The organism is Streptosporangium sp. NPDC006013, assembly GCF_040614275.1.
Classification (GTDB): Bacteria; Actinomycetota; Actinomycetes; order Streptosporangiales; family Streptosporangiaceae; genus Streptosporangium.
Genome location: NZ_JBEXUE010000088.1, coordinates 1 through 26,873, shown reverse-complemented (window position 1 = coordinate 26,873; position 26,873 = coordinate 1). Strand labels below are relative to the sequence as shown.

Sequence of the window (26,873 nt, the reverse complement as noted above, 5' to 3'; positions counted from 1 at the left end):
CCTCGATCCAACCCCCGGCGAGGCCCGTGTCAACGCCCTCACGCCCCGGCGATCTCACGCCCGGTTACGCGCAGAACTTCTGGATAGGCGCTTAGCCAACGCGACCACCGCTCCGGTTCCATCTCGTGTGCATTGGGATCGGCTCGATGCTGACGGCTTGGAACGCTTACTGACACGACTCTTGGAGCAATCCGGATCATACGTGCGTATCGCTCGGCTCATGAATGTTAATGCCGCCGATGCCGGGCGCGACATCGAGGCATACCGTGTCACAAACGATGGGTTATTGGCTGACCGGCAGGAGCGCACCATCGTTCAGGCGAAGCACTGGTTAAGTCGAGGTGTTAACGCTTCAGAAATTGCTGATCTAGTTCATGCCAAGCTCCCACTCTGGGAGGGTGAGCCGATTCGTAGCTTGATCGTTGCGACCACTGGATCGTTTACTCAAGAAGCGGTTCGGTGGGTGGAAAGTCACAATGCTTCGGCCAAGCGCCCCGCTATCTTCCTATGGTCGTCAAATGAACTGGAGGCGCTGCTCAGGAAATGGCCTGCCGTGCTCGCAGAGTTCGGCCTCGTCGATTGATGCACCATCGCGTAGGAGGGACTGGCTGAAATCGGCTTGAGTCGCAAAAGGCGCGACGATCATCCTGTACATGTTGCAATTTCTCTACCGAGAAGATCTTGTTGAAGTCATGGACCACTGAGTGCAGCCCCCCAGGGGAACTGTGCGGGGCTTGCGCAATATACGTGCAATGATCTTGCCGGCTGGAGAGACAAGAGGGGACTGCGCTGCAGATCAGAAGCTGCGAGTAGACGGAAAAGGTCACGTCCTGTAAAACCGCTGCAGGCACTGCCGGAAGATATCTCGAGCGCTGTCTACCTGGCTTTGACCTGTCATCCCCCGAAGTGGACATACGCCACGGTGCCAGGACGGGCGCCAGGAGCAGGCAAAACGCCCATATGTGGTGGGTGGACGAGCCGACTCAGCTTCTTGCCTACATCATGCCGCCAAGCCTCCGGAGCTTGTCATCAAGGGAGCGTAGGACGCCGGGGAGCGTCTCTGCTGCGTACGATAAGGACGCCGCAGTTCTGCTGAGGTTGTTTCCGTCGAACACTTCCGCCGCATAGGCGAGGCGACTCGCTGTGAGATTGTCGACCCCTACTGGGGCGTCGTTCATCACTGAGATGATCTGCCTCAACTCCTGCAAGGCATCTATATTGAGGCTGCCCGTCCGTTCCAGCTGCTCAGCGATGCGCTCAAGGCGAGTTACGGGCGGCTCGAATGCCTCTACTAGCAAGGCTTCGATCAGGTCGTCGGTCATAGGGTTCCTGATGAGAGCAAGGTGTTTGCCGTGCTCTCCTTCATGCTTGCGTTTCCATTCAAACAGGAGCTCGGGCGGGTAGAGATCCGCGCCCGTCTTCTTGTCATCAACCTCCGCATGATGCGCCAGGCATAGAAGTATTAGATTGCGAAAGGAGTCCCTTTCCTGCTCCTCTTCGGGAGTACGGCAGGGGCGATGACGTGCGGATCCAGGTTGCACACCGTAGATGTGAGCGATCTGGGCGTTCTTCTTGTAGACGCCAGGCCTGACTTCGAAAATCACCGGAAAGGGGCAATTCGGGGCATAGCATCGTCCGTTACTAAGCGCCCAGAGCGCCGCCTGTATGGGGGCTGGAATGTTCCTTCGCTTGTCGCGCTTTTCGACCACGCCCAGAGACTAAATCGCCTGACCGGCTTCGTGAAGACGGCCGACTCTGCTGATTGAGCAGGGTGCACTGCGAGCTTCGCAGCGTAAGGCTGCGACAGGGGAAAATCAGTACAGCGGGTGGGATTACCGTCACTCTAAGTTGAGAACTTCGACCTCGTGACCGCAATGGCCGCCCCAGCGCAGGGTGGCGGCACGAGAAGGGGGACTCGACCATGCCCAAGTACCTGATTCAGGCGACCTACACCGCAGATGGCCTCAAAGGAGTGTTGCAAGATGGCGGCACCGGACGCCGGCAAGCGGTGGAGCGCATGGCGGAAAGCGTCGGCGGGCGGGTCGAGCAGATGTATTTCGCGTTCGGCGAGACAGACACGTATGTGATCGTCGACCTGCCGAGCAATGCGGCTTCGGCCGCTGTGGGTCTCACAATATCGGCCTCTGGGGCGGTACGAACGAAGACGGCTGTCCTGCTGACGCCAGAGGAGATCGACGATGCCGCGCGGATGGAGGTGGCATACCAGGCTCCTGGCGCGTGACAGCCGGGTGATTGCGAGCGACTGGACTGCGGCTTGTGCGACTGCTGCCGGGATGGGGTCGGGCGTCGTCGTCTCCGTTCGCGATCTCCAGCAGGACTCGTGCATGGCACCAGTCGATCTCTCCCGGCTCGGGGAGCGGACACCAGCAGGCCAGGCCCTTGCCATCGGGATCGCGCCGGATCTCGTCTTTGCTTGGGTAGTCGGGTAAACCGGCGCCATACGCGACTGCGGTCCGGAAGTCGGTGACTGCGTGTCGGCGGCGGACAGCCACAGATCGGAAGACCGGCTCACCCTCCCAGTCATGGACGATGGGCCGGTAGTCGCTCCATCGGAACGGGTTGTCCCACTTGGTCGGCCGGCCAACGTATACGGCACCCTCGGGCATACGCCAGCCTCTTGTGCACCGCCTCTAGATGCGCTTCGGCTCTTCGGGTCTCAGCCAAAACCAAGATCCAGGATATGTGCGGGATGATCTTAGGTGTCGGGTAAGAGGCGGGAACCGTACGCGCAGCTCGGAGGATGTTGCTCGGTTGAACCTTGATCCGCTGTAAAATCGTCGGCGATTTGTGTCGCCCTTACAATCGCCCGATGTCGGCTGGTCTCCGTACGCGGTTTAGGGCGGTCGACGATGCGCGCTTCATCCTTCGGTACGGCTCGCTACCAGACAGGCGCGACCTGCCCGGTTTGCATACCTACGGTGTGGACGTGGCCCAGCGCGAGGTAGACCGAACAGTTCATGCTCCACTACGGCCCGACGAGCGGGTATGCGGAGAGTGGTACCGCGTCACCTCCCGCAGGCAAGGTGGGCCGTTTCACTTTCGGGCGATGCGGATGGACACGGGGCTGGGGGCGAACGTCAGGATCACCGGTCACTGGCGTTCGGGAGATTGGCATCCGGGTGAGACGCTTGAACTCCGGAGACGTAAGGGATGCAGACTCGCGATCATGGGTGCTCAGATGGAGTTGGCCCCTAATGAGATGATCGAGCGCAGAGGACGACGAACCCTCTTGGTGCCGGAAAACCGGTCGCTCCAACCGTGCGGCTGCATCTGGACAGTGCCTTCAAACGAATGGATGCGGGCGAAGATCGCATAATTGGGAGACCGGGTGGATTGGGGAAGCATTCAGCATGACCCGAAGGGGTGTGCCGACCAGGTCGACGCCGCCTTTGATCGAGGCGATCCTCTGGTCGGGGTGTCCGTGATCGGGTTGTCCCTGTGTCATGACGATGCCGAGGTCATCGCTCCCCGGGCTCGCAGAGCCATCGCCTTCAGCGAACGGCAGCTTCGCTGCCAGGGGTTGACCGCCGTGTCGCACATGGTCCGCCGTACCGGTGAGATCGATGACGTGACGCTGGAGACTCTCCGGCCGCTTCTGCACGACTTGGACCCTGTGGTTCGCGAACATGCGGGCAGCATCGTCGCCGACGTGTGGATCTTCGTCCCGCATCCCCGTCTACCCGCTTGGTTGAGCAGGCGACAGAGACTACAGAGCATCAAATGGTGGTTCGTGATGAGGTGGACCGGCATCGGCCTGTACTTCCGCCGACCTTGAACGGAGGCCACCTGCCGTTGATCTCACGAAAAGCGCTTTTCGAGATCCGGAACATGTGCGGATTGACCTCCCCTCTCCAATGAAGATCACCTGATTTACCAGCAGGTCAACGTGCCGCCAAGCCGATAAGCAGCGCTCCACTTCTAATCCGGCGGTCGCAGATTCGAATCCCTCAGGGGGCACTCCCTACACCAGTCCAGATGCGCCCTGAACTTGGTCTTTTTCACGGTACGACTTCCATCACACGTGCAGCCACAAGCTACCGAGAGCCGCTGCTTGTCACCAGTCGCAAGATATGCACGGGATGAAGTCGGCCGCGGTTCCGCAGGTCGACGCCCGAATTTTGACCTATCGCGAGATGACGTCGGTCACAGAACACACCCAAGGGTCCCGGAGTGATCCGAGGCCTTTATTGGCGATGTGATCCCACGCTCTAACGTTCCTGATCAGCCTTCGCGCCAAGCCGATCTCTTGCAACATCGGCGATCTTTCCTGCTTGCTCTCGGAGCTCATCGTCAGTCGGCGGGGTTTCACAGACGGCTTCCCAGTCATCGATAAGCATCATCAGCCAGAAGATTTCCTCGGGATCATCGCATTCGTCCCTGAGCTCAGAGATCAGGAAGTCCGAACCCGCGCCGATGGGCAGTGTGCCATCGGCCACGCCCGCCGCTATATCCCGAACCACTGCCCACGCCGTGCGCTGCAGATCGATGGCCGGGAAGCCACCCTCCGCCATCACCTGACGGACCAGCGGCTCAACTTCGGTCATCGGCCCGATGGACAACACCTGGCCTGCGAGCTCCCAGACCGCAGGCGTATCCAAACCGGCTTCGATGAGCTCACAGGCCAGCCACCCCGCATCCAGCACGGTCCCAGAAAGCCGACCCCAAAGGAGTTCGCCCCTAAGCTCGGCCAGACGCTCCTTGAGTTCCGCGGGTAATTCCACGGGGCCAGTATCCCGCCATCGATCATTCATGGTGCTAGAGCGCCCTCTATTCGCCGGTTGGCGACCTCGCACTGACCGTCGATGCACAAGGAGTGCGCCTTCAGTGCCAGAAGTTCATCCCCTCCGATCGAGTGACTTCTACATCCTTTGAACCCGTGATGCGGCACTGGACCAATATCGCCCGTACGATCGCCTGATGATGGTTGGTCTCCGTTCGGGGTCGGGGGCTTCGTTCCTCAGCCCTGGCCCACCGACAGCGAGGTTGCACTTCGGGTTGCAATACAGGGTCGTTCAGAACCGTTCAGGACGGACCGCGCGTGCCCTCTGACCTGCATTGAACGATCCAGAACAGTGCAAAGTCGATCTTTTAATCCGTAGGTTCTGGGTTCGAGTCCCAGGCGTCCTACCATCTGACCTGCAGCCGTGGTCTTCGAGGCGATGAACAGAATCACTCGTCGTACGCCTGCCGCCAGGGCGGTGAAGGCATGCGAAATATGGACTTCGGTGGGATGTGTGATCGCGGCGGGCTGCACTAGATTGCCTGCCATGTCGTTTGCCAGCATTCCCAGTCCCTCCGAAGGGGTCTGGTATTTGGGGCCGTTGCCCATCCGTGGTTACACGATCTGCATCATTCTCGGTGTCGTGGTGGCCGTCGTCATCGCCGAGCTCCGCTGGCGGAATCGCGGTGGGACGCCGGGAACCATGCTGGACCTGGCGACGTGGGGGGTCCCGTTCGGCATCGTGGGTGCGCGGCTGTACCACGTCATCACCGACTGGCAGCTGTACTTCGGACCTGATGCCCCCCACCGGCCGATCGACGCGATCCTGATCTGGAGCGACTCCGGACCGGGCTGGCGCGGCCTGGGTGTCTGGGGCGCCGTCGCCCTGGGCGGGGTGGGCGTGTGGATCGCTTGCCGCCGCCGGGGCATCGCCTTGAGCGCGGTCGCCGACACCGTGGCCCCGGCCGTCGCCATCGGCCAGGCCGTCGGCCGGTGGTGCAACTATTTCAACCAGGAGCTGTTCGGCGGCCCGACCGACCTGCCCTGGGGGTTGGAGATCGATGCGGGCCGTCCGGGGACCGTGCCGGGCGTCACCACCTATCACCCCACGTTCCTCTACGAGTCGCTGTGGAGCCTGGGCCTTGCGCTGGCACTGATCTGGATCGGCGGTCGCTTCGCGCTGCGGCACGGCCAGCTCTTCGCCTTGTATGTGGCGGGCTATACCGCGGGCCGGTTCTGGATCGAGGGCCTGCGCGTCGACCCGGCCAACGAGATCCTCGGGATGCGGCTGAACCAGTGGACGTCGATCGCTCTGTTCCTGGGCGCGATGGCCTATGTCTACCTGACCCGAAACAAGAGGTCCAAGGAGTCTCTGGGCGATGAACGGCTTCCCGCCGAGGTGAAGTGACCCCACGCGATGGCGCCACCTGGATACGGCGGGCCTTGCCGTCACTGAGGCTTTTTCATCCTGATGGCCTGGTACGGCAGGCCGGCGACGGCCAGGCCGGCGCGCCGGTTCCCGGGCCTGGAATTCGCCGTCTCCCCCCGTGGTTCGGTGGTGAACCGGTGCGGCCCCGGCCGAGCACCGGAACCGGCCGTACCCAAAAAAAGTTGGGCCACCAGGTCTTCCGGCCGCCGGGACGAGATGGGCGGCTAACGGCACCACCGGCCGGACCACCCGCACCCTCCGGTGTCGGACCGGTTTCTCCCCGGAGAGGCGACCCGAACGGGAACGCGCGTTCGATACATAGAGGAAGCCCCTTCCCTTCGCGGCTCAGGCCGGACAGCTGCGGGAGTGCCCCGAACTCCAACGGCTGTCCGGATGTCGTCCCAAGTTGAACCGGCTCTCTCCAGGTAGTCGTATGAGTGCGCACAGCAACGGAGAGGTGGCCCGCGGCAGGCGGGCCACCCTCGCCCAAAGGAGAAGACCGCGATGAACCGCACCACGATCGCCGCTGGGCTGATCACTCTCGGCGCCGTCCTGGCCGCGCCCGCGCTAGCCGCCGGTCCGGCTCACGCGACGGCCTCCCCCTCCGACCCGTGGGACGGCCTCGGGATCGGACTCGGGAACGGGACCGGAAACGGGATCGGACTCGGGAACGGAATCGGGATGCTCCTCGACTACGGCAACATCGGCATCCTCTAGGAGTAACCGCACAGGTCTGGAAATGCCGACGGCCTCGTTCCCCTCCAGAACGAGGCCGTCACCGCGAGACGGCACCGCCGCCCGGTCGCCCGTCTACGGCGTCCCCGCCGACGGCGGAGCAGCCGACGACGGAGGACGCGATGGCCGCATCCATGCGATTCCCAAGCCGACAGCGCGGGTTCGATTCCCGTCCCCCGCTCGCCGCACATCCCCACCCGGTACTTGATCATTCTGGCGGAGCCTGTCGATCCTCCGTCGCGAGCGTTCTCACCGGCGGCGCATACTGGAGAGGATGAAGCCAGCCAACGGCGTACCCCGTCGTCACCTGCCCACAAGTCCCTTCAAACCCCCGCCCCCGGCCCCGCCTGTCGAGCGGTTCAGTGTGAACGACCGGGTGACCCATGATCGATATGGTCTTGGCGTCGTCACCGGTGTAGAGGACGAGATCGCCGTGGTCGTCGATTTCGGATCGCGACAGGAACGCGTCACGGCACCGTTCAAGAAGCTGTACAAACTCTGAGCCCGCCGCGCCGCAGGGGAAGCACACAGCACGCGCTTTTCAGCATGTACGACGATGCGCGACTCGTAACTCGGTCAGATAGCGCTTGCTGATCCGGCCACCGTGACGCTCGTCGATCAGAGACCCGATACAGCTCAGGAGATCAGCCCGCGCTCCACTCTCCAGCGCCCGATGACCGGAGTAGGTGCGCAGCACGTCCAGATACCGCGCGGTCGAGTAGGACAGCTCCCATTCGTAGCGGCGGAAGACGGTCGGCCCGAACCGTGCCGACCGGTCCAGCTCCGCGCTGTCAGCGGGGATCTCCGCTGAGGCGTGCAGGCGCAGCCCCGGCGGGGTCGACGGGTCGAAGCGCTCATAACAGTCCTGCGCCTCACGGAAGAAGTCCCGGCTGCCACCGGCGACATGATGCGTGCTGATCGTGGCCAGCGCACCCCCGACACGCAGGGCGTCGGCCGCCTTCTCCACCCGCACCGCCGGGTCGATCCAGTGAAACGCCGTCGCCGAGACCACGACGTCGAACGGCTGTCGCGGCAGCGGCCAATCCTCGAATGCCGAGTTCTCGACGGCGACCAGCGGGAAACGCGCCAGATTGCGGCGGGCGACGGCGGCCATCGACGCACCGAGCTCCACCGCGATGATCTGACATCCCCGCTCGGCCAGCGGCACGGTGGCCTGCCCCGTGCCACAACCGATCTCCAACACCCGGCATCCTGCACGGGCCCCGGCCAGATCGGCCAGATCGTCGAACAGCTCGGCCGGATAGCCCGGACGAGCCCGGTCGTACAGTTCGGCGTCCTCGGTGAAGGTCTCGCGCAACCTTTCCCTATCGCTCTTGGCCATGCTCGAAGGCTAACCCGCCCCCCGCAGATCAGCATCTGATTCCAAGAGCAAGCCGGTGATCAGGCCGCTTCATCCAGCGTGTTCGTTCGTATGCCCGCATCGGGCGGACAGGCCTGACTGCCTGGCCCCGGAACCGGGACACCGCCGTCTGCCGATCGTCGATCTCTCCGCGCGGTCGAAGGCGGGACCTGCCGGCAGGGTGATCTCTCACGGCAGGGGTCGACGCGATCCACACCGGATGCGAGCTCTTTGAGTCCGGCGTGTAACGGAAGGCTGTTACGTACGGTTCCGGCAGGCGATCTGACCTGAGAGATCGTCCTGAGACGGTCGGGACCGTTTCTGGTCATCGCGGCCGCCGGCCAGGCTTTCGCGGGGTGCGCCGTGCCGATGCTGGTGCTCGCACCGGGCGTCGCGGCCGCCGCGGCGGCGCGCCCGGCCGTGGCCTATCTGCTCCGGCTCGACCTGCCGTTGCTCGCCTCGCTGATGTACGGCGCGGCACTGCTGACGAACCTCGCCCTGAACGTCCTACTGATCCCCGGGATGGGCGTCACGGGGTGTGCTCTGGCCTCCACGGCCGCCTATACCGCGCTCGCTGCCGCCCAGACAGGCTGGTTCGTGCGCTCAACGGGAGTGCCCCTGCGATGCTTGATCCCGGCTGCCGCTGAGATACGCGAGATCGTCCATCGAATCCGCGGGCTCCTGCACGGCGGCTGACCCACCCGGCCGCCGGAGCAGATACTGGTTGCAGCCGAGTCCGCCCCCGCATGTCCCGAGCCGCAGGAGGCTGAGATCGTGCGTACGTGCGCGGGCGAGGACCTGCTCGGGCTTGGAGACCTCGAACGGGTAGCCACCCACCCAGTCGAGCATGTCGTGCCAGCGCGACATGCCCCGCGGCCGGGCGGCCGCGGGACGGGGCCGCCCGGTGAGCAGCCGCCCGATTTGGAACAGGGGCCAGGCCCGGTGGATATAGGCCGAGCTGCCGGCGATCAGAGCGCCCCGGGTCACCGGTCCCGATCGGTTGTAGCGTCGCTTCACCACTGTCCAGATCCGGCTTTCCCAGCCCTGGTCGTTGTAGAGCGCGACGAACAGCAGTCCGCCGGGGGCGACGAGTTCGACGGCGTTGTCGAAGGCCTGCCACATGTCCCCGGTGTGGTGCAGGACTCCCCAGATGTAGACCACGTCGAAGGCCCCCAGCCGCGCGAGGTGGTCGCCGTCCAGGATCGACCCCTGCTCGATCGTCCAGGAGGCGTCAGGGGCGAAGGCGTGCCGCAGCCGCGAAGCGGACTCCACCGCCTCGGCGTCGAAGTCGCGGTGAGAATCCTGGCCGCCACCGGCATCGGTTGCCAGGTCATGATCAAGTACGGCAGGCTGAGAAACATCCCAAGCCGCAGAACTCCCGAGCCGGGGAAGCCGTATGTACATATCGAAGGCCTCGCGACGGCTGATTCGAGCCGGTGTGGCCGTGGCGACAGTCCTCTTTTCCTGCGTCGTCCCCGGTGCGCTCGCCACCCCCGCGCGAGCCGACACCGTTCGCGGGCTGGCCTGGCACCTGGACACCCTGCGGGTCGAGCAGGCGCACCGGTTGTCCAGGGGCAGAGGGGTGGTGGTGGCCCTCCTCAGCAGCGGCGTCGACGCCGACCACCCCGACCTCAAGGGACGCGTTCTTCGGGGGCGCTCCTACGACAAGGCCGCGGCGGCCGACGGCCGGGAGGACACCGGTGAGTATGGCCACGACACCGGAGTCGCCGGGCTCATCGTCGGCCCCGGCGGCAACGACATGCGTTCGCTCGGCATCGCGCCCGATGCCAGGATCCTGCCCGTCAACCTCGGCAGGTCACCCACCTCCGACACCCTCGACCAAGCCATCCGGTGGGCCGCCGACAACGGCGCAAACGTGATCAACATCTCGGTGTCCTTGAACCACTGCTCTCAGGAGGAGTACGAAGCGGTCCGCTACGCGCTCCGCAAGGACGTCGTGGTCGTCGCGCCGTCGGGTGACCGCAAATACGGTGTCGGTGTCCAGTGCCCCGCCTCGATCCCCGGTGTGATCGCCGTCGCCGGTACGACCAGAACCGGAAGCGCCTGGTCCAGTTCCATAACCGGCCGTGAGCTGGCGCTCGCGGCTCCCGCCGTGAGAATCATCCATCCCGCGCCCCTGCGGATGTCGAACAGTGGTTACCTCGTCAGCGATACCACGGGCAACGCGGCGGCGATCGTGTCGGGGGTGGCCGCCCTGGTGCGCGCGAAGTACCCCGACCTCGACGCGAACAACGTGGTCAACCGGCTGATCCGCACTGCGAAGGACCGCGACGACAAGGGGCGCGACATATTCTCCGGCTACGGTGTCGTCGATCCGGTGCGGGCCCTGACCGCCAGAACACGGCAGGTCGACGCCAACCCGCTCGGCACGCCCCCCGCCTCTCCCACCCCGACTCCCCAGCCCTCCCGGAGCGAGGCCGACGACGAACCCTTTATCCAGGTCACCGTCACCGATCCCGTCGGTGCCGCCATCCAGGTGGCCGTCATGGTGCTGATCCTGGTCGTCGTCATCGTCCTCATAATCCGCAACCGCCGCTGGCGGCGGGCAAGCATGGCCGGACCACCGCACCCACCATACGGGGCGCCATCCCAGCCACACGCACCGCCGCACCCACCGGGGCCGTACCATCCCCACCAGGGGTATCAGCGACCTCCACCATACGCGCAGCCTTCCGGACGACCGGTTCCACCGCCGACGGGTCCGCCCCCATGGCAGGGCCTGCCACCGTCTCCTCCACCGTCACCGCGCGAATGAACGGATACGGAGAGCCGGGGCTCACAGACCGTACGGCCGAGCGACCGGGCCACCGGCAGACCTATACGGAGACTCCGGCCGCGTCACGGCGCCGGAGCCGTCGACCAGAAACCCGCACCGGCGAGTGCCGACGGCCCGGCACGCGTTGGTCACTCGTCGGGCCGGGTTTCCCGACCCGTGGCTTTGCGGGAAGCCGCGAGGAACGCGACCAGCCCGACACCGAGAAGGGCGGCGGGCAGCAACATCACCGCGCCCACGGCCCACAGACCGCTGTCGTCCGACATCGCGGCGTCGATCGACCAGCACAGCCACATCACGCCCGCGACACTGATCGTGCCGATCTTCGGGAGGCCGAGCCTGCCGGCCAGGACGGCGAGGATTCCCAGGCAGACCACCAGGCCGACCACCTGCCACGGCTCATAGGGGCCGCTGAGACTCCCGTCCGGCTCGACGACCCGTTCCCGGTCCCACCCCAGCCAGACGAGGTAGTTCAGCAGAGACGCCGCGGCCAGAGCCAGGCCGATCCAGGCAGTGGTCACACTGCCACGGGCAGGGGGGACGCCATCTTCCGCCACGATCTCCACGCTTTCGTCGGCGACGGTCGTCCACAAACATATGCGCTGCCGCATCGCTTCTCGAAGGCCCTCCACTCGGGTCGACGCCACCAGGGGCAAAGTAGCTGTGAGTGATCGGCTCCATCATCTGACAGAGAGCCTGGACCGCATCGTGGCTGTTCATCGGCCCCGCGAGAAGGCCGGGTTATCATAGACGCCGCGCGCGCAGATCTCCGCGATCTGTAAGATTTTCTGAAAGGTTCCCTGCAAAACTCCTCGATGGACGCGCGCTCTCGCCCGCCAACAGACTCCCTTCCTGAGATTCAAGCAGCGGACCCGACCGATCGGGACCGCCTCACAGGAAGCGCGATCTATGGCGAATCGATCCCGGAGAGTGGTGCCCGCAGGGCTCGCGCTCGTCCTGGCCCTCGTGATGGCGGGCTGCAACGCGAACTCGCAGTCCACCGAGCCGACGAAGGGCAAGAACACGACGGCGCTCGAGTCCGTGCCCCAGGGCGGGACCCTGCACTACCTCTCGCGGCGCGCGACCGAGTCCTTCGAGACCGCCAACGCGCAGATGGTGCCGACCAGCCGGCTGCGGTGGGTGCACCGCGGGCTGACGTCATGGCGGACGCTTCCGGACAAGGACACGATCCTCGTGCCGGACCTCGCCACCGACACCGGTACGACGGACGACGGCGGCAAGACGTGGACCTTCACGCTGCAGGAGGGCCTGAAGTTCTCCGACGGCAGCCCGATCACCGCGCAGGACGTGAAGTACGGCGTCGAGCGGTCGTTCGCGCCGATGTTCCAGGGTGGCCTCGGCTACCACAAGACGCTGCTGGTCGGCGGCACCGACTACGACGGCCCGTACGACGGCAAGGAGCTCGACTCCATCGAGGTCGTCGACGACCACAAGATCGTCTTCCACCTGACGCGTCCGTTCGGCAACTGGCCGTGGATCGTCAGCATGCCGGCCTTCGCGCCGGTGCCAGCTGCGGCCGACACCGAGCCGGAGACGTACGGCGAGCACCCGGTCGCCAGCGGCCCGTACCAGGTGACGAGCTTCCGCAAGGGCTCCCAGGCGGTGCTGGACCGCAACCCGAACTGGAAGGCCGACACCGACCAGGCACGGTTCGCCGGCCCGGACAAGATCGTCCTCGACATGGGCCTGAACAACGACACGATCGTGCAGCGCCTCATCGACGACAAGGGCGAGGACAAGACCGCGATCAGCAACGCGCTCATCTCGCCGTCGCAGTTCCAGCGGATCGAGTCCGACCCGTCGATCTCCGACCGCATGGCCAACAGCCCGTCGGGCTACTTCCGCTACCTCGCCATGAACGTCAAGCGCCCGGGCCTCTCCGACGTCCGCGTGCGGCAGGCGATCAACTACGCGATCAACAAGGCCGAGGTGCAGAGCGTGTACGGCGGCCCGAAGTTCGGCGGCCAGATCACCTCGACCATCATGACGCCCGGCATCCCCGGCCACACCGAGTACAACCTGTACGACGGCGGTGACACCGGCAACGTCGACAAGGCGAAGGAGCTGCTCGCCGACGCCGGCGTCTCCGACCTGAAGCTCACGCTGACCTACCCGGCCGACGTGAGTGCGATCGAGGAGAAGGAAGCCCAGAGCATCAAGAACTCGCTGGCGCGGGTCGGCGTCAAGGTCGAGCTCAAGGGCCTCGACGGCGACACCTGGTACGAGCTCATCTCGTCCGCCGACGGCGACTACGACATGACGACGAACGGCTGGGGAGCGGACTTCCCGAGCGGCATGAGCACCATCCAGCCGCTGTTCGCGTCGAGCGAGATCGACAACGGTGGCGGCAACGCCTCGAAGTTCTCCAACCCCGAGGTGGACGCCGCGATCGACGCCGCGAGCGCGGAGCCGGACCTCGACAAGGCCGCCGAGATGTGGGCCGCGATCGACAAGCAGATCATGGAGGAGGCCCCGGTCGTGCCGATCCTCGTGCAGCGCACGCAGGCCCTGGCCGGTTCGAAGATCCTGAACTACTTCATCCCCGCCTACCCGCCGTTCGCGAATGAGCTGGTCGTCGGTGTCGATCGCTGAGATCCAGCAGGCGGAGGGCCGGGGTACGCCGGCCCTCGGCCGCTTCCTCCGGAAGCGGTCCGGCGTCGCCGGCCTGGTCATGCTGGTCGTGCCGCTCGTCGCGGGGCTCTGCGCCCCGCTGCTCGTGCGGATCGAGGGACAGGACCCGAGCACCTTCCACCCCGACCTGCTCGACCCGGACGGCGGCCGTCCGCTGGGCGCCTTCGGTGGCGTCAGCGCCGACCACTGGCTCGGCGTCGTCCCGGTGACGGGCGTCGACCTGTTCGCCCAGATCGTCTACGGCATCCGCTCGTCGCTGTTCATCGCGTTCGGGGCGAGCATCCTGTCGATCGCCTTCGCCGCCGTCCTCGGTACGGCGATCGGGTACTTCGGCGGCTGGCTCAACGCCGTCGCGGGGCGGGTGATCGACTTCATGTTCGGCTTCCCGGGCCTGATGTTCGTCATCGCGATCATGGCGATCGTGCCGCCGGAGATGCCGCGGGGCCTGGTCCTCGTGCTGGTACTGGCCTTCTTCGGCTGGACCGTCCCGGCCCGGATCATCGGCGCCCAGGCCGGCGCCATCAACGCCCGCGCCTTCGTCGAGGCGGCGCGCGCGACCGGGGCTTCGCCCTGGCAGATCATCCGCCGAGAGATGCTGCCGCACCTCTTCGGCCTGGTCGTCGTCCTGTTCGCGATGTCGCTGCCCGGCAACGTCAGCGTCGTCGCGGGACTGTCGTTCCTCGGCGTCGGCCTGCGTGGCGACGTCCCCGACCTCGGCAAGCTGCTCTCGGACTCGCTGCCGTGGATCTACAGCGGTGCGGACGTCTGGTACATGCTCTTCCCGGGCGCCGTGGTGTTCCTGATCGTATTCGGCGCCACGCTCGCCGGTGACGCGCTCCGCGACGTCCTCGACGTGCGCACGGAGGATGCTGCATGATCGTCTACATCGCCCGCCGCATGGTCACCGCGGTGTTCATGCTCCTCGCGATCGCCTTCGTGACGATAGCCCTCTTCTTCGGGGCCTCGAAGGACCCGGCCCGCGCCATGTGCGGCAAGCCGTGCCCGCCCGAGACCCGGGCCAAGGTCAGCGCCTACATGCAGACCGACCAGAGCGCGGTGTGGCAGTACACCGAGTTCGTGAAGGGTCTCTTCGTCGGCCGTACATACGGCGAGGGCGCCCAGCAGGTGCACTGCCACGCGCCCTGCTTCGGCTACTCATTCCCGAACCGCAGCGACGTCACGACGCTCATCGTCGAGCGGCTGCCCGTCACGTTGTCGCTCGCGGTCGGCGCGGCCGTCCTGTGCCTCGTCGTGGGCATCGGCCTCGGCGCGTTGTCGGCGATACGCAAGGGCGGGATCGTCGACCGGTTCTCGACCGGCTTCGCGATGTTCGGGCTGTCGGTGCCGACCTTCCTCGTCGGCCTGCTCGTCGTCCAGGTCTTCGGCTTCATGCTCAACGCGCTGCCGTACTCCGGCTTCGTGTCGTTCTCGGAGTCACCGGCGGACTGGGCCTGGCACCTGATCGGCCCGTGGATGGTGCTGTCGTTCATCCTCGCCGCCGGCTACATCCGGGTCACCCGCACCCAGCTCCTCAACGAGCTCTCGGCCGACCACCTCGTCGCGATGACCGCGCGCGGCGCGTCGACCCGGCAGGTGAACCGGCACGCCGTCCGCGGCGTGATGGTGCCGGTCGTGGCGATGTTCGCGCTCGACGTCACCGCGCTCCTGGGCGGGTCGGTGATCGCGGAGAAGGTGTTCAGCCTGCACGGGCTCGGCGACCTGCTGCTGTCCGGCGTGAACGAGTCCGACCTGAGCATCGTCGTCGGGGTGACGCTCTTCTCCGCCTTCCTCATCATCGTCGGCAACCTGATCGCCGACCTGCTGATGCCGCTTCTCGATCCGAGGATCCGCCGTGCCTGACCCCGTACTCCAGGTCGAGGACCTGTGCGTCTCGTTCACCAGCGGCGGCGTCACCGCCGATGTCGTCCGAGACCTCTCCGTGAGGCTGGACGGCGGCCGCACGCTCGCCGTGGTCGGCGAGTCGGGGTCGGGCAAGACGATCACCGGCCGGGCGATCATGCGACTGCTGCCGCGCGGGGCGAGCGCCCGGGGCCGGATCGTCGTCGCCGGCCGGGAGATGCTCTCCGCCGACGAGCGCGAGCTGCGCCGGGCCCGCGGCTCCGACGTGGCCATGGTGTTCCAGGACTCGATGTCCGCGCTCAGCCCGTACCTCGACATCGGCGCGCACATCGCCCAGGCGGTCCGCCTGCACAACCCGTCGGTCACCCGCCGCGCTGCGCGGGCCCGTGCGGTCGAGATGCTCGACCGGGTCGGCATCCCCGAGCCCGCGGACGCCGTATGCCGCTTCCCGCACGAGTTCTCCGGCGGCATGCGGCAACGCGCGGTGATCGCGATGGCCCTGGTGAACCGGCCGGCGCTCCTCATCGCCGACGAGCCGACCACCGCGCTCGACGTGACGGTGCAGGCGCAGATCCTGGCCCTGCTCCGCGAGCTCCAGCAGGAGTACGGCATGGCGATGCTCCTGATCAGCCACGACTTCGGAGTGGTGGGGAGCGCGGCGGACGACGTCCTCGTGCTGTACGCCGGCCGCCAGGCCGAGTACGGCAGCCTCCGCGACATCTTCGAGCAGCCCGCCCACCCGTACACCGCCGGTCTCCGCGCGGCCACGCCGCGGCTGGACGCCCGACTCGACACTGGAGGGGAGCGGACCCGGCTCCGCGCCATCCCCGGCGCGCCCACGTCGCTGCGCGACGCCGGACCGGGTTGCGCCTTCGCGCCGCGCTGCGGCCTCGCGGACCAGGTCGGCGAGCGCTGTGTCGTCGAGACACCGCTGCCCACCGTCCGCCCGACCAGCGAGGGCGGCGGCCTGCACCTTGCGGCCTGCCACCTCGATCGTCTCCCCGCACCGCAGGAGGTCGCCCGGTGAGCGAGCCGATCCTGGAGATGACCGACGTCAGCAAGCGCTACCGCACCGCCGGTGGCTTCGGCCGCGGGCGCAAGGGTTTCCTCGCCGTCGACGGCGTCTCGCTCCACGTCGAGCGGGGCGAGGCGCTCGGCCTGGTCGGCGAGTCCGGCTCGGGCAAGTCCACGCTGGCACGGATGGCCAACGGCCTGGTGGTGCCGACGTCCGGCACCGTCCGTACGGACGGGCAGGACGTCGCCCGCCTCAGTCGGCGAGGACTGCGGCGGCTGCGGCGCAACGTCGCCATGGTCTTCCAGGACCCGTTGGCGTCGCTGAACCCGCTGCAGACCGTGCGGCAGACGCTGGAGAACGTCTTCCGTGCGCACGGCGAGACGACGTCGACCGCCGAGCTGGTCGCGCTGCTGGAGTCGGTCGGCCTCGGCGCCGACTACCTGGGGCGCTACCCGCACGAGGCGTCCGGCGGGCAGCTCCAGCGCGTCGCCGTGGCGCGCGCGCTCGCCCTCAAGCCGGACCTGATCATCGCGGACGAGCCGACCTCGGCGCTCGACGTGTCGGTGCGTGCCCAGATCCTCAACCTGCTGGCCGACCTGCAGCGCGACCAGGGGATCTCGTTCCTCCACGTCAGCCACGACCTGGCGGTGATCCGGCTCTACAGCGACCGCGTCGCCGTCATGCAGCGCGGCCGCATCGTCGAGACCGGCCCGTCCGACGAGATCTTCCGCTCCCCGCAGCACCCCTGCACGCGCGCGCTGGTCGAGGCGACACCGGAGGCGGAGCTGCCAGCCTGACCTGCGGGAGCGTTGCGCGACGCCGACCAGGCGTGCCACGATCATGACCATGACTCACCGAACGACCACCCCGTCGTGTGCCGGCCGGAGGCCGGCGCGACAGAGTACTGAATGAGGACACGTGGGAACCGACCTGTTCGTCCGAGAGTACGGGCGGGACGCAGCAGATGCGCCCGCCATCCTCATCCTGCACGGCGCCGTGGAGTCCGGCGCGTGCTACGGCGACGCCGTCGACCGCTGGTGCGGCGACTACCACATCGTGGCGCCGGACGCCCGGGGCCATGGGAAGTCGCCCAGCCGCCTGCCCGAGCACGAGGGCGTTCCGTCCACCGACGTGATGGTGCAGGACGCGATCGACATCCTCAAGGACATGCTCGACGAGACCGGGCGCAAGACGCTCGTCGTCGGGCACTCGATGGGCGCGCGGATCGCCGCCTTCGTCGCCGCCGACGCCCCGCACCTCGTGGCCGGCGTCGTGCTCGAGGACCCGCCGTGGTGGGTGCCGGAGGCCGGTCCCAACCCGTGGCTCAGCGTCGAGCAGACCACCAAGGACCCCTTCGACTACGCCGACACGGCGTCGGTCGAGGAGCTCATGGACATGCAGCGCGAGCTCAAGCCCCACTGGGCGGAGCAGGAGCTGCGCCCACTCGCCGAGGCGATGAAGGCCGTCGACATCGACTACATGGAGCAGCGGGTCCACGAGAGGCGCCGGATCTGGACGCCGACCGCGCGGCAGATCACGGTCGGCCCGGCCGGCGTACCGGCGCTGCTCGTCACCGGCACCGGCGACGTCATCGTCGACAAGCACTCCCGTGAGCGCCTCACGGCCGTCGCGCCCGGCTTCGACGTCGTCGTGATCGAGGGCGCCCACCACTGCGTGCGCCGCGACAAGCCGGACGAGTACCACCGGCACGTCGACGCCTTCCTCCGCGAGAACGCGCCGTCGGCCGGAGCCGTCACTCGACGCTGAAGGTGTCGGACCGCGCGAGCGGGCCGTAGATCTCCGAGTCCGGCTGGGCGACAGCGGCCCGCATCGCCTCCAGCCCCGCACGTACGACGGGGTGGCCCTGGTTGTCGCGCCGCGTCGTCATGATCACCTTGCGCAGCGGCGCGATGCCGCGCGTCGGCAGGATCGTCACCCAGTCGGCGTCGCGGGCGGAGAGCGCGGACTCCGGCACCAGGCAGATCCCCGCCTCGGCGGCGACCAGCGCCAGCGCGGCGCGGTAGTCGTCCGAGACGTGGGTGATCGGCGGGTGGAAGCCGAGCTCGGCGCACGCCTGCAGCACCATCGTGCGGCACGGGTTACCGGGCGAGGGCATGATCCAGCCCTCCTCGGTGAGCTGGGTGAGCCCGATGCCCTCCTCACCGGCCAGCGGGTGCGCGTGGGGGAGGACGGCCTTGAACCGCTCGATGTAGAGCGGGAACTTCACGATGTCGGGGGAGTCGCGCTCGGGGTCGGACTCGTACTCCAGGCTGACGGTCACGTCGATATCGCCGCGCATCAGCATCCGGTGGCTCATGTGCGCCTCCGCGTCGACGACCGTGACGTCGACGCCCGGCGCCTGGCGGCGCAGCTCGACGATGGCGGGTGCCACCAACCAGCTGATCGCCGTGGGGAAGGCGCCGATCCGGAGCTGCCCGAGGACACCGCCCGCGTGCGCGGCCAGGTCGGCCTCGGCGATCTTCAGCCGGGAGTTGATCTCCTCGGCGTGCCCGGCGAGGATACGCCCGGCCGGCGTGAGCGCCAGCTTGCGCCCCGTGCGTACGACGAGCGCGTGGCCGACCTCGCGCTCGAGCGCCGCGAGCTGCTGCGACACCGCGGACGGCGTCAGGTGCAGCGCCGCCGCGGTCGCGGTGACCGAGTCGGACAGCACGAAGGCACGGAGGACAAGGAGACGTCGGGGGTCGATCGTGGGCACGCGGGCTCCGTCGCGAGTCGGCCGCGGTGGGGGCATCCGCGAGGCGGGACCAGGGGACCCCGATGCTAGCGGGCGCTTCCGGACGCGCGGCGCTCGGCCTGGCCGAACGGATCGAAGGGCCGGGGCGGGCGGGCCGGGGCCGATCGCGGCGCTGGCCGATCGCCTGACCTGGTCGAGCAGGCCATGGGTCACCAGATCACCGCGCTGCTCGGCCAGCTCGAAGCGGCCTGCACGGCCGAGCAGAGCTCGGTGGCGAGGTCCGCCAGGGATACCTCGGCGTAGCGGCGCCGGCTCGGGCGGCTTGGGCTGCTTGCCCTTGAGCTTGCCGTTCTTCTGCCACAGCCTCGGGGTTCCAGTGGGGCTGGGCGCACGTGCGAAAGTGGGGTGTGCCTCACCTTGTTTTGGGGCGCCTCGGCCATGTCACCGGGCCAGTCGTGATCTCTACCGTGAGCGCATGACGAACCGAACGAAACGGCCGGTCAGACCGGTTCCGGTCCGCTCCGCATATCGGGTGAAGACCTTGCCGGTTGCCCTGTCGGCCCTGTCCGCGCTCCTGGGCCTGGCTGTACTGCCGGTAGCGGCCCAGGCCGCCCCGGCCCTCACCTGGAGTGCCTGCCCTTCCGGCCAGGGCCCGGCGGAGATGGAATGCACCGCGATCGAGGTGCCGGTGGACCGGTCCACGCCGGGTAAGGCCACGATCAAGCTGGACCTCGCTCGGCTGCCCGCCACCGAGCCGTCGCTCCGCCTCGGCAGCGTTCTCGTCGTGTCCGACGGCGGTCCGGGGATCCAAGGCGTCCTTTCCTCGGCCCCGGAGTCGTTCACGAAGTTGCGCCGGCACTTTGATGTCGTCGGCTACAACCCGCGCACCAGCGCGGCAGGGCGCTATCTGCCACCCTCGTGCGGGGTTCCCGGGCTGCCACTCAACGACCCGCGTGACCGCGCCGCGTACGAGGCCCAGGCTGCCGCCCTGGAACGCCTGGTCGATCGGTGCCGCCAGGACGACACGACTGGTCTGGCCGACCACCTGGACTCGGACTCGGTGGCCAGGGACATGGAGGCGATCCGCATCGCCCTCGGCCAGGACAGGCTCAACATGCTGGCCTTCTCCTACGGCGGGGTTCCGGCCGCCGCGTACGCGCGGCTTTACCCTGGGCACGTCCGAGCAGTGGTTTTCGACAGCACGCCCGACGCGACGGTGGGCTGGCGCGGTATGGAACGCGTGCAACTGCGCACCACTGAGGCGGCGTTCAAGCGCTTCACCACCTGGTGTGCCGGTGACGACGCGTGCGCCCTGCGGGGGCGGAACGTGCGTAAGCTCTGGCGCGAGCTGATCAAGAGCACCGGCCGCAGGCCCGTCACGTATGCCTCCGCCCGGCTGGGTGAGATCAGACTGACCGATTTGCACCTCAAGGCGCTGGCCCGGCTGGTCCTCCCCGTTCCGGAGAGGTCACCGGAGTTCGCCGGCGCGCTGCTCAAGGCGAGTAAGGGCGACTTCGCCTGGTTCGGCGAGCAGATCCTGGGCCTCTCCGCGAGCTGGAGCTCGCCGGGCGCGGCGGCGACCCGGTGCCCGGACGGCCTGGTCAGACTGGGGTACGAGGCGCTCGTCAGCGACCGCCGTTACAGCGAGCGGATCTCCCGCGACTTCGGCGGCGGGGTGGGCACCGGGCTGGAGGCCCTGGCCTGCTCCGGTTGGCGGCACCGGCTGGTGAACCCGCCGCGCCCCTTGCCGGCCGGACTGCCTTCGGTACTGGGACTCGGCGGCGATCGTGACTTTCCGGTCACCGAGCTCCTGGTGAGCAGGATCCCAGGCTCGGTCGCCGTCCGCTATGACGGCCCCGTTCACGTCGTCTACCTGCGGGCGAAGGACCCGTGCGTGACGGGATACGCCGACCGGTATCTGACGAAGCTGACGTTGCCCCCCGCAGGCACTCGCTGCTCGCCCCGGTAGTCGATGCCACGGCAGAAAAGATGCCCGCATCCAGCCGGGACCGCCACACGCCACCGCCGCTGACGGCCCCGGCCTTTTGCGGGAAGATGATCCCATGCAGATCCGGATCGAGGCCTTCGACCTGCCAGGCCGCACCTGCGCCACCGCCCCTGGCTTCCCCGGCTACACCGACATCCACGTCGCGGTCCAACGCCGAAACCAGCGAGAAGAGCTGCTCGACCCGCAGCCCGGCGACGCCGCGTCGGCGACCTGGACGCTGGAGTGCACCGCGACCACCACCCCGTCCGGCATCGACCTCAAAGGTCCCCATATCCAGGGCCGCCCCGAAGGCCGGTTCATCTACCTGTCATGGGGCACCGTGGCGGAGGCCGGCACCTTCACCCTGTTCCGGCGAGCCAAGCTGATGCTCGACGCCGTCGACCCGGCCACCGCCAAGGCCGCCACGCGCTCCGGGCTGCTGCTGGCCCGTCTTCGCCTCACCGATGCCAAGAACCAGCCGCTGTGTGCCGCGGTCAGGCCACCGCTCGTCGAATGGATCGCCGGGCAAGCACATTGATCTCCCGCCGCGGCCGCAGAGCATCATGCGGCTCCGTGCCGGCCCTCCACTCGGGTCCGGGTGACCAGGTCACAGCCTCCCGTCGGCCACCTCGCGGGATCGTGACATCGCGCTCGTACGTATCAATGACGCACAGCCCTGTTCTCCCCCGGCCCCCAGGAGTCCGCCATGACCTGCACCAGAGGTGACCTGAGAGCGTTGATCCCGCTGCTTGGCATCATCATCGTTGCCGCCGCGGCGTCCGCCTGCGCCTCGGACGTACGGAGACCACCCACGGAGTCGGCGTCCACCGGACCGACACCCGGGCCGACACTCGCGCCGACCAGGATCGGGCCGCAGCCGGGCACTCTGCGAAAAGACCTGCCGTGCCCGGTCACCAGACCCGCCGACCGCCCCGCCCCGCCACCTCCCGAGGCGATTCGCTGGAACTCCGGAAACGACGGCCTCTACGGCGGTGGCGGCCTGTGGGTGGCGTTGCCTACCTCCGACTCGCGCGCCGTCCGCTGGCCGGACGGCAAACACCATCTGAAGATGGGATGGTGGCGAGCGTTCGACGGCCGGTTGAAACTGGGGGCCACCTCTCTCCGGACCGGCGAGACCGTGACGGAGGAACTCTCATCCGGCTACGGGACACGCGGCTTTCAGGCAAGCACCGTGGGTTTCCCCCATCCAGGCTGCTGGCTGGTCACCGGCTCGCTCGGCACCACCGAGGTGAACTTCGTCGTTGACGTCAAATTTGAGAGCTGATCGTGAAGCCGTCCCGCGTCGGGGTAGGAGCGCGGGCATGGCACGGCGGCCCTTTCCGTCTCACCAAACGGATCCCCCGCCGCGCTCCTTCCAGCTGCTCTGCTTCCGCGACCGGTAACAGGTCAGCGGGCGCGCGCCGGTGACGTGCGCCAGATGTAGAGGACGGTTGTCAGGGCCATCAGGACGGTCAGCACCACCAGTGTGGCGTTGAACCCGAAGTTCCGCAGCAGCAGGACGCCGGCCCAGGCACCGAGGACGAGCGCGACGATCTCCCCGGCGCGACGGCGGGCACGCGTGTGCCTGCCGGTGCCGAGCACCGAATCGGCCGCCAGATTGGCCAACGTGCCGGTCACCACGGTCGTACTGATGTCGGGAATCCCGAGACGGCGCACGACGGTGTTCCGTCCGCCCATGGCGACTCCCAGGACGACGATCAGCGGGTAGCGGCCGGCCTGGGTGGTGGGCAGGAGGAACGAGCCCACCGTGGTGATGCCGAACAGGCTGGTCTCCATGGCCATGGCGAGGATCAGCCTGCGGCGGACGTTCGGAACCCTCTCGACCAGCCGCCCGGCCAGCCCGGCCCCGAGGAAGAAGCCCACGACGGCGATGGCCGTCGCGACGAGCGGGAACTTGGACGGGTCACCCGCGGCGAAGCCGAGAATGAGCAGGTTTCCGGTCATGTTCGCCATGAACACCTGGCCGATGCCCACGTAGCTGATCGCGTCCACGAGTCCGCTGATGACGGTCAGACCGGCCAGCGGCGCGTCGGATGGCCGGTCGTTCTTCACCTCTGGCACGGCGGATGGCGGATCAGCCCGGTGGTGAGTCCGTGGACTCCGAGGCCACGCGTCGAAGGGGCCGGGCCCGAGGCGTCGGCGATCCCTGTCACGGTGCCCACCCGCGGCCGGGTGTGACCTCCCCTGGACGGCATAGTCGAACCTCTCGTTACAGATACCCGCGTCAGATGCCTCTGAGCAGACACTCTTCACCAGAGGTGGAGGAGGATGGCCGTACCGAAACCCGGGCTCGCCGCATTTTGACAAGCATTTTCGAGTGCCCCCGAAAAGCAATATACGGCCATATGGGCTTTTCTCATGAGTTTTTGATGCCGAGGCGCAGGGAGGGAACTCTCATCACCGCGCCGCCCGACGTGCTTGAGGTCGTGGCTCTCCGTCAGGCCGGCGGCGGCCCGTCAGGCCCGGTCGTGCGCAGCTGCCAGCGGCCGTGGTGGGCGGTGAGCTGAACCCGGGCCAGCGGCGGGACGTCGACGCGCCAGAACGAGGCGGGAGGCGCGGCGAGCACGTTCACCAGCGCGGCCCGGATGACCGCGGCGTGCGTCACCGCGACCGCGCGACCGTGGAAGGAATCCCGCCACAGGCCCGCCAGCCAGTCGCCGGTCCGCTCGATCAGATCCACGATCGACTCCCCGCCGTGCGGTCTGGCGGCGGGATCGGTGAGCCAGTCCTGGATCGCCTCGGGTTCGGCGGCCTGAACCTCGGCGAGCCCGCGGCCGCGCCAGCGCCCGTTGTCGCAGTCGCGCAGCGCGGGCTCGATCGACGGGTCCAGTCCGAGCGCCGCCGCGGTCTCCCTGGCCGCGGCGGCGGGGCTGCACCAGGCCGTCGCCGCGGACTCCCACCCGTGCCCTGCCGCGTGTCCGCCTCGTTCGGTGAGCGGCTCGTCGGCCGGGAAGAACGCCCGGGAGAGCGCGACGGTGGGACCATGACAGACCAAGATCAAACGGATCGTCACGTGGCGGCTCCGGATGGTGAGCGGGGGATGGCGTCTGTGGATGCCTTTGGTTTCCTTCCGGCCCACGGACGGAACCGGACCCGCATCGTACGTTGTCATCAACCTGACTATGACGGCGATTCGTCCACGAGTTCGTCCACGACGGCCGACATCTCCTCGGCTTCCCCTGTCACTGACCAGCAGACGGGACGTGCTATGACGATGCGCGCACTGCTGCTGCGCGTAATGCTCGTCGGGCTCGTATCGGCCGCCCTCGGACTGGTGTTCGGCGCCCTAACGGAACGCAGCCTGATCGCCCGGCCACGAAACAACCGGGCGACAGCGACAGCCGACACCGGCTGACCTGTATTCGGAGCCCCGAGGCCACTGCCGGTCCAGGCGTCGTTCCCGTCGCTGCTGCGCGGGCCGGAGCGGGACGTGCCCCCGCCGGTGCGGGAACACGTCCGTTGGACACCGCCCAAGGAGGCCCGCGCACCACGGCCCTCCTTGGGCGGCGCCGTTCACCGGCCGGATCGGGTCAGGGGTAGCTGACCACGTTGCTCGTTCCGTAGGAGCCCACGACGGGGGTGCCCGCCTCGTTGATGGTCCGTTCGATACCGCCGCTGCCGTTGAGGAAGACCGTGACCATGTTGTGGAAGCGAACATCCCGGGTCTTGGGCACCTCGATCGCCCGGTCCGTGCGGATGTCCACTCCCTGGTTGAAGTAGGAGTAGACGCCCAGGCCCCACGCCTCGTGGGTCCGCACCCCGCGGCCGACCTTGTACGACGCCCAGCCCTTACCGGTCGGGCTGGTCCAGGCCGCCTGGCTCGGCGGGTCGTAGGGAAGCTCGCTCTGGTAGAAGATCGTCCGGCCCCTCTCCCCGTTCCAGATCGTCTGGTACTTCTGGTAGTGCTCGACGAACAGGCCGTACGCCGTCACGTCGTCGCCGTTGACCACGACGCCCGTGTCCGCCGTGTTCTGGGTCCAGCCGATCCCGTTGCCGTGGTCGCCGCGCCAGGCCCAGATGTTGTCGATGATCGTGTCGTCGCTGTTGACCACGAGGCTCGTCTTCGCCCTGCCCACCCACGGTCCGCCGATGCGGAAGAAGACGTCCTGCAGCGAGATCGGGTTCCTGGAGTGGTCCCGGTGGCTGTTGCGGTCGCCGACCTCGACGAGCGTGTCGGACTCGCGCCGCCCGGCGTCGACGAGCACACCCGCGATCCGGACGCCGTCGACGTCCTCGACGCGCAGTGCCGCGTCACCGGTGCCGGGGGCCAGGCTCGGCATGCCGAGACCGAGCACCACGGTGTCCTTGTGCTTGACGCGCAGAGCCCGGTCGAGGTGGTAGACGCCCGGGGTGAGCAGCAGGTGCCTGCCGCGCGACAGCTCCTGGTTGATCTTCCGCGCGCTGTCGGTCGGCTTGGCGATGAAGAAGTCACGGATCGGCAGCGACGAGCCCTGCTGCCGGCCGTCGGCCCACGTCGTGCCCGAGGTGCCGCGGCGCAGGGCCGGGACGAAGACCCGGTAGGCGCCCGAGCCGTCGACGTACAGGAAGGGCTTCTCGCGCGTCACCGGACTGGTGGGCAGCGTCGTGTAGGGCGGGTTGGGGAAGCCTCCCTCGGGAGCACCCACCACGCCGGAGAACACCTGGTTCCAGACCCCGTTGGTCCAGACGTCGCCGAGCACGCTGTCGCGCGTCAGCCACTGCTGCTGCGAGCCGTTGATCGTGACCCCGTCGACCTTCGAGTCGGCGATGTACCCGCCGCTGGAGAATCCGCCGTTCCCCGGCTCCAGCCAGAGGGTGCCGCGAATGTGGACCCGTCGCATCGGTGACGCCTGCGACACCGCCCACTGGTTCGACCAGTCGGTCGGCGTCACGGACAGGTTCTCGGCGGAGCGCCAGAAGTTGGTGAGCGCGGAGATGCCCGCCGCCGAGGTCGGATCGGGCTGGCCGACGACCCGTACCGCGCCGTGGATGTCGACGTCGTCCGGCGACTGGCCGAGGCCGGCGACGGTCGTGTAGTAGCCGAGCTTCGCGTTGACGTCGTAGCGGCCGGGCTTGAAGAGCACGGCGTAGCGGTCCGTGCCCATCTCGTTGTTCTCCTGCCGGGTGAAGATCTCGTCGAGCTTGGCCTGGATCTGGGGGGCGGGCGTCGACGGGTCGTACACGAAGACGTTGGGCCCGAAGTCCGGCTCCCCGCCCGGGCGCGCGGCGGCGGGGCCCGCCACGGACACCAGGCCGGTGGCGGCGAGCGCCGCCGCCGAGGCGGCCAGCGCGAGGAGACGGATTAGGGAGATGCCTCTGCGTGTACGCGAGGTCACACGCACATCCTGGTCGCGGGCTGTTCTCATCGACCTGCCTATCGAGCACGGGCGGCATGACGACGCCGAGGCACCGAGAGAGCGCTCTCTCAGTGCCGCCATGCTTACGTCAAGTCTTAAATGAAGGGTTGACGTATTTCTATCCGGTCAACGCCGCCTTGCGCTACGGCGTCGCCTTACCCTTGCCCCCCGCTCTGTCATAGGGCTTCTCGAACCGGGAGGAAAGAGGTGCGGGGGAGCATTCCTGTCGAGAGGCCGGACGCACGGCC

The 26,873-nt window shown here is 67.7% G+C and carries 27 protein-coding genes and 2 pseudogenes; 19 read left to right on the top strand and 10 right to left on the bottom strand.

Going from position 1 to position 26,873, the window contains the following annotated elements; genetic code table 11:
* Nucleotides 1-583 (top strand): restriction endonuclease (locus ABZ260_RS16290; RefSeq protein WP_355617620.1); only part of this gene is annotated, 583 nt, incomplete at its 5' end.
* Between the two features lie 412 nt (nucleotides 584-995).
* Here the strand turns inward: ABZ260_RS16290 and ABZ260_RS16285 are convergent.
* Complete coding sequence (locus ABZ260_RS16285; RefSeq protein WP_355617617.1) at nucleotides 996-1,709, bottom strand: hypothetical protein; 714 nt, start codon at nucleotides 1,707-1,709, stop codon at nucleotides 996-998.
* A 212-nt stretch (nucleotides 1,710-1,921) separates the two neighbouring features.
* Here ABZ260_RS16285 and ABZ260_RS16280 point away from each other — a divergent pair, with 212 nt between their 5' ends.
* Nucleotides 1,922-2,242 (top strand): GYD domain-containing protein, encoded by a 321-nt coding sequence (locus tag ABZ260_RS16280; protein WP_355617614.1) that lies wholly within the window; start codon nucleotides 1,922-1,924, stop codon nucleotides 2,240-2,242.
* On the opposite strand, the pseudogene ABZ260_RS16275 reads toward ABZ260_RS16280, so the two are convergent.
* Nucleotides 2,130-2,630: pseudogene (locus ABZ260_RS16275) on the bottom strand (DUF4326 domain-containing protein); the annotation flags it as partial. The gene ABZ260_RS16280 and the pseudogene ABZ260_RS16275 overlap by 113 nt on opposite strands.
* Before the next feature lie 719 nt (nucleotides 2,631-3,349).
* Between ABZ260_RS16275 and ABZ260_RS16270 the strand changes: the two are divergent.
* Nucleotides 3,350-3,796 carry a hypothetical protein gene (locus ABZ260_RS16270; RefSeq protein ID WP_355617611.1) on the top strand — a complete coding sequence of 149 codons (447 nt, stop codon included), beginning with the start codon at nucleotides 3,350-3,352 and terminating at the stop codon, nucleotides 3,794-3,796.
* A gap of 433 nt (nucleotides 3,797-4,229) precedes the next feature.
* Here the strand turns inward: ABZ260_RS16270 and ABZ260_RS16265 are convergent, their stop codons facing one another.
* Nucleotides 4,230-4,742, bottom strand: coding sequence for a hypothetical protein (locus tag ABZ260_RS16265; protein ID WP_355617608.1), 513 nt, complete (start codon nucleotides 4,740-4,742; stop codon nucleotides 4,230-4,232).
* A gap of 546 nt (nucleotides 4,743-5,288) precedes the next feature.
* Between ABZ260_RS16265 and lgt the strand changes: the two genes are divergently transcribed.
* The 3 genes from lgt to ABZ260_RS16250 all read left to right on the top strand — a co-directional run bounded on the left by lgt (nucleotide 5,289) and on the right by ABZ260_RS16250 (nucleotide 7,407).
* Complete coding sequence (lgt, locus tag ABZ260_RS16260; protein ID WP_355617605.1) at nucleotides 5,289-6,149, top strand: prolipoprotein diacylglyceryl transferase; 861 nt, start codon at nucleotides 5,289-5,291, stop codon at nucleotides 6,147-6,149.
* A gap of 525 nt (nucleotides 6,150-6,674) precedes the next feature.
* Entirely contained in the window at nucleotides 6,675-6,887 is a 213-nt protein-coding gene (locus tag ABZ260_RS16255; RefSeq protein ID WP_355617602.1) for a hypothetical protein, read from the top strand.
* A 292-nt stretch (nucleotides 6,888-7,179) separates the two neighbouring features.
* Nucleotides 7,180-7,407: a hypothetical protein gene (locus tag ABZ260_RS16250; RefSeq protein ID WP_355560391.1), complete on the top strand. Its 228-nt coding sequence runs from the start codon at nucleotides 7,180-7,182 to the stop codon at nucleotides 7,405-7,407.
* Nucleotides 7,408-7,446: 39 nt separating this feature from the next.
* On the opposite strand, the gene ABZ260_RS16245 is transcribed toward ABZ260_RS16250, so the two are convergent.
* Nucleotides 7,447-8,247 (bottom strand): class I SAM-dependent methyltransferase, encoded by an 801-nt coding sequence (locus ABZ260_RS16245; RefSeq protein ID WP_355617599.1) that lies wholly within the window; start codon nucleotides 8,245-8,247, stop codon nucleotides 7,447-7,449.
* A gap of 387 nt (nucleotides 8,248-8,634) precedes the next feature.
* Here ABZ260_RS16245 and ABZ260_RS16240 point away from each other — a divergent pair, with 387 nt between their 5' ends.
* On the top strand, nucleotides 8,635-8,961 hold the full coding sequence (locus ABZ260_RS16240) for a polysaccharide biosynthesis C-terminal domain-containing protein (RefSeq protein WP_355617623.1): 327 nt from the start codon (nucleotides 8,635-8,637) through the stop codon (nucleotides 8,959-8,961).
* On the opposite strand, the gene ABZ260_RS16235 is transcribed toward ABZ260_RS16240, so the two are convergent.
* On the bottom strand, nucleotides 8,869-9,669 hold the full coding sequence (locus ABZ260_RS16235; RefSeq protein ID WP_355617596.1) for a class I SAM-dependent methyltransferase: 801 nt from the start codon (nucleotides 9,667-9,669) through the stop codon (nucleotides 8,869-8,871). The genes ABZ260_RS16240 and ABZ260_RS16235 overlap by 93 nt on opposite strands.
* Nucleotides 9,670-9,709: 40 nt before the next feature.
* Between ABZ260_RS16235 and ABZ260_RS16230 the strand changes: the two genes are divergently transcribed.
* Complete coding sequence (locus tag ABZ260_RS16230) at nucleotides 9,710-11,041, top strand: S8 family serine peptidase (protein ID WP_355617593.1); 1,332 nt, start codon at nucleotides 9,710-9,712, stop codon at nucleotides 11,039-11,041.
* Nucleotides 11,042-11,190: 149 nt separating this feature from the next.
* On the opposite strand, the gene ABZ260_RS16225 is transcribed toward ABZ260_RS16230, so the two are convergent.
* Nucleotides 11,191-11,580, bottom strand: a complete 390-nt coding sequence (locus ABZ260_RS16225; RefSeq protein ID WP_355617590.1) for a hypothetical protein — start codon at nucleotides 11,578-11,580, stop codon at nucleotides 11,191-11,193.
* Between the two features lie 388 nt (nucleotides 11,581-11,968).
* Between ABZ260_RS16225 and ABZ260_RS16220 the strand changes: the two genes are divergently transcribed.
* The 6 genes from ABZ260_RS16220 (at nucleotide 11,969) to ABZ260_RS16195 (ending at nucleotide 18,353) form a co-directional block, all read left to right on the top strand.
* Complete coding sequence (locus ABZ260_RS16220; protein WP_355617587.1) at nucleotides 11,969-13,672, top strand: ABC transporter substrate-binding protein; 1,704 nt, start codon at nucleotides 11,969-11,971, stop codon at nucleotides 13,670-13,672.
* Nucleotides 13,659-14,588 (top strand): ABC transporter permease, encoded by a 930-nt coding sequence (locus ABZ260_RS16215; protein ID WP_355617584.1) that lies wholly within the window; start codon nucleotides 13,659-13,661, stop codon nucleotides 14,586-14,588. Before ABZ260_RS16220 ends, ABZ260_RS16215 begins: the two co-directional genes overlap by 14 nt.
* The gene (locus ABZ260_RS16210) at nucleotides 14,585-15,571 is read left to right on the top strand and encodes an ABC transporter permease (RefSeq protein WP_355617581.1); all 987 of its coding nucleotides are present in this window, start codon (nucleotides 14,585-14,587) and stop codon (nucleotides 15,569-15,571) included. The genes ABZ260_RS16215 and ABZ260_RS16210 overlap by 4 nt, the downstream gene beginning before the upstream one ends.
* Entirely contained in the window at nucleotides 15,564-16,598 is a 1,035-nt protein-coding gene (locus ABZ260_RS16205) for an ABC transporter ATP-binding protein (RefSeq protein ID WP_350957230.1), read from the top strand. Before ABZ260_RS16210 ends, ABZ260_RS16205 begins: the two co-directional genes overlap by 8 nt.
* A complete protein-coding gene (locus tag ABZ260_RS16200; protein ID WP_350957228.1) occupies nucleotides 16,595-17,383 on the top strand; it encodes an ATP-binding cassette domain-containing protein in 789 nt (262 codons plus the stop codon). The genes ABZ260_RS16205 and ABZ260_RS16200 overlap by 4 nt, the downstream gene beginning before the upstream one ends.
* 121 nt (nucleotides 17,384-17,504) lie before the next feature.
* A complete protein-coding gene (locus ABZ260_RS16195; protein ID WP_350957226.1) occupies nucleotides 17,505-18,353 on the top strand; it encodes an alpha/beta fold hydrolase in 849 nt (282 codons plus the stop codon).
* On the opposite strand, the gene ABZ260_RS16190 is transcribed toward ABZ260_RS16195, so the two are convergent.
* Complete coding sequence (locus tag ABZ260_RS16190; RefSeq protein ID WP_350921354.1) at nucleotides 18,340-19,302, bottom strand: LysR family transcriptional regulator; 963 nt, start codon at nucleotides 19,300-19,302, stop codon at nucleotides 18,340-18,342. The two genes, ABZ260_RS16195 and ABZ260_RS16190, sit on opposite strands and share 14 nt — an antisense overlap.
* Nucleotides 19,303-19,756: 454 nt before the next feature.
* Here ABZ260_RS16190 and ABZ260_RS16185 point away from each other — a divergent pair, with 454 nt between their 5' ends.
* From ABZ260_RS16185 to ABZ260_RS16175, 3 genes are all read left to right on the top strand, one after another.
* Nucleotides 19,757-21,250 carry an alpha/beta fold hydrolase gene (locus tag ABZ260_RS16185; protein WP_355617574.1) on the top strand — a complete coding sequence of 498 codons (1,494 nt, stop codon included), beginning with the start codon at nucleotides 19,757-19,759 and terminating at the stop codon, nucleotides 21,248-21,250.
* Nucleotides 21,251-21,344: 94 nt separating this feature from the next.
* A complete protein-coding gene (locus tag ABZ260_RS16180; RefSeq protein WP_355617571.1) occupies nucleotides 21,345-21,806 on the top strand; it encodes a DUF5990 family protein in 462 nt (153 codons plus the stop codon).
* Between the two features lie 168 nt (nucleotides 21,807-21,974).
* Nucleotides 21,975-22,553, top strand: a complete 579-nt coding sequence (locus ABZ260_RS16175) for a hypothetical protein (RefSeq protein ID WP_355617568.1) — start codon at nucleotides 21,975-21,977, stop codon at nucleotides 22,551-22,553.
* A gap of 122 nt (nucleotides 22,554-22,675) precedes the next feature.
* Here ABZ260_RS16175 and ABZ260_RS16170 read toward each other — a convergent pair whose 3' ends face one another.
* Nucleotides 22,676-23,350, bottom strand: a complete 675-nt coding sequence (locus ABZ260_RS16170) for a YoaK family protein (protein WP_355617565.1) — start codon at nucleotides 23,348-23,350, stop codon at nucleotides 22,676-22,678.
* 376 nt (nucleotides 23,351-23,726) lie between these two features.
* A complete protein-coding gene (locus ABZ260_RS16165) occupies nucleotides 23,727-24,302 on the bottom strand; it encodes a histidine phosphatase family protein (RefSeq protein ID WP_355617562.1) in 576 nt (191 codons plus the stop codon).
* A gap of 119 nt (nucleotides 24,303-24,421) precedes the next feature.
* Between ABZ260_RS16165 and ABZ260_RS16160 the strand changes: the two are divergent.
* Nucleotides 24,422-24,478, top strand: a pseudogene (locus ABZ260_RS16160) (CbtB-domain containing protein); the annotation flags it as partial.
* Between the two features lie 25 nt (nucleotides 24,479-24,503).
* Nucleotides 24,504-24,644 (top strand): hypothetical protein, encoded by a 141-nt coding sequence (locus ABZ260_RS16155; protein ID WP_350921343.1) that lies wholly within the window; start codon nucleotides 24,504-24,506, stop codon nucleotides 24,642-24,644.
* 175 nt (nucleotides 24,645-24,819) lie between these two features.
* Here the strand turns inward: ABZ260_RS16155 and ABZ260_RS16150 are convergent, their stop codons facing one another.
* Nucleotides 24,820-26,604 (bottom strand): hypothetical protein, encoded by a 1,785-nt coding sequence (locus tag ABZ260_RS16150; RefSeq protein ID WP_355617558.1) that lies wholly within the window; start codon nucleotides 26,602-26,604, stop codon nucleotides 24,820-24,822.
* Between the last annotated feature and the right edge of the window lie 269 nt (nucleotides 26,605-26,873).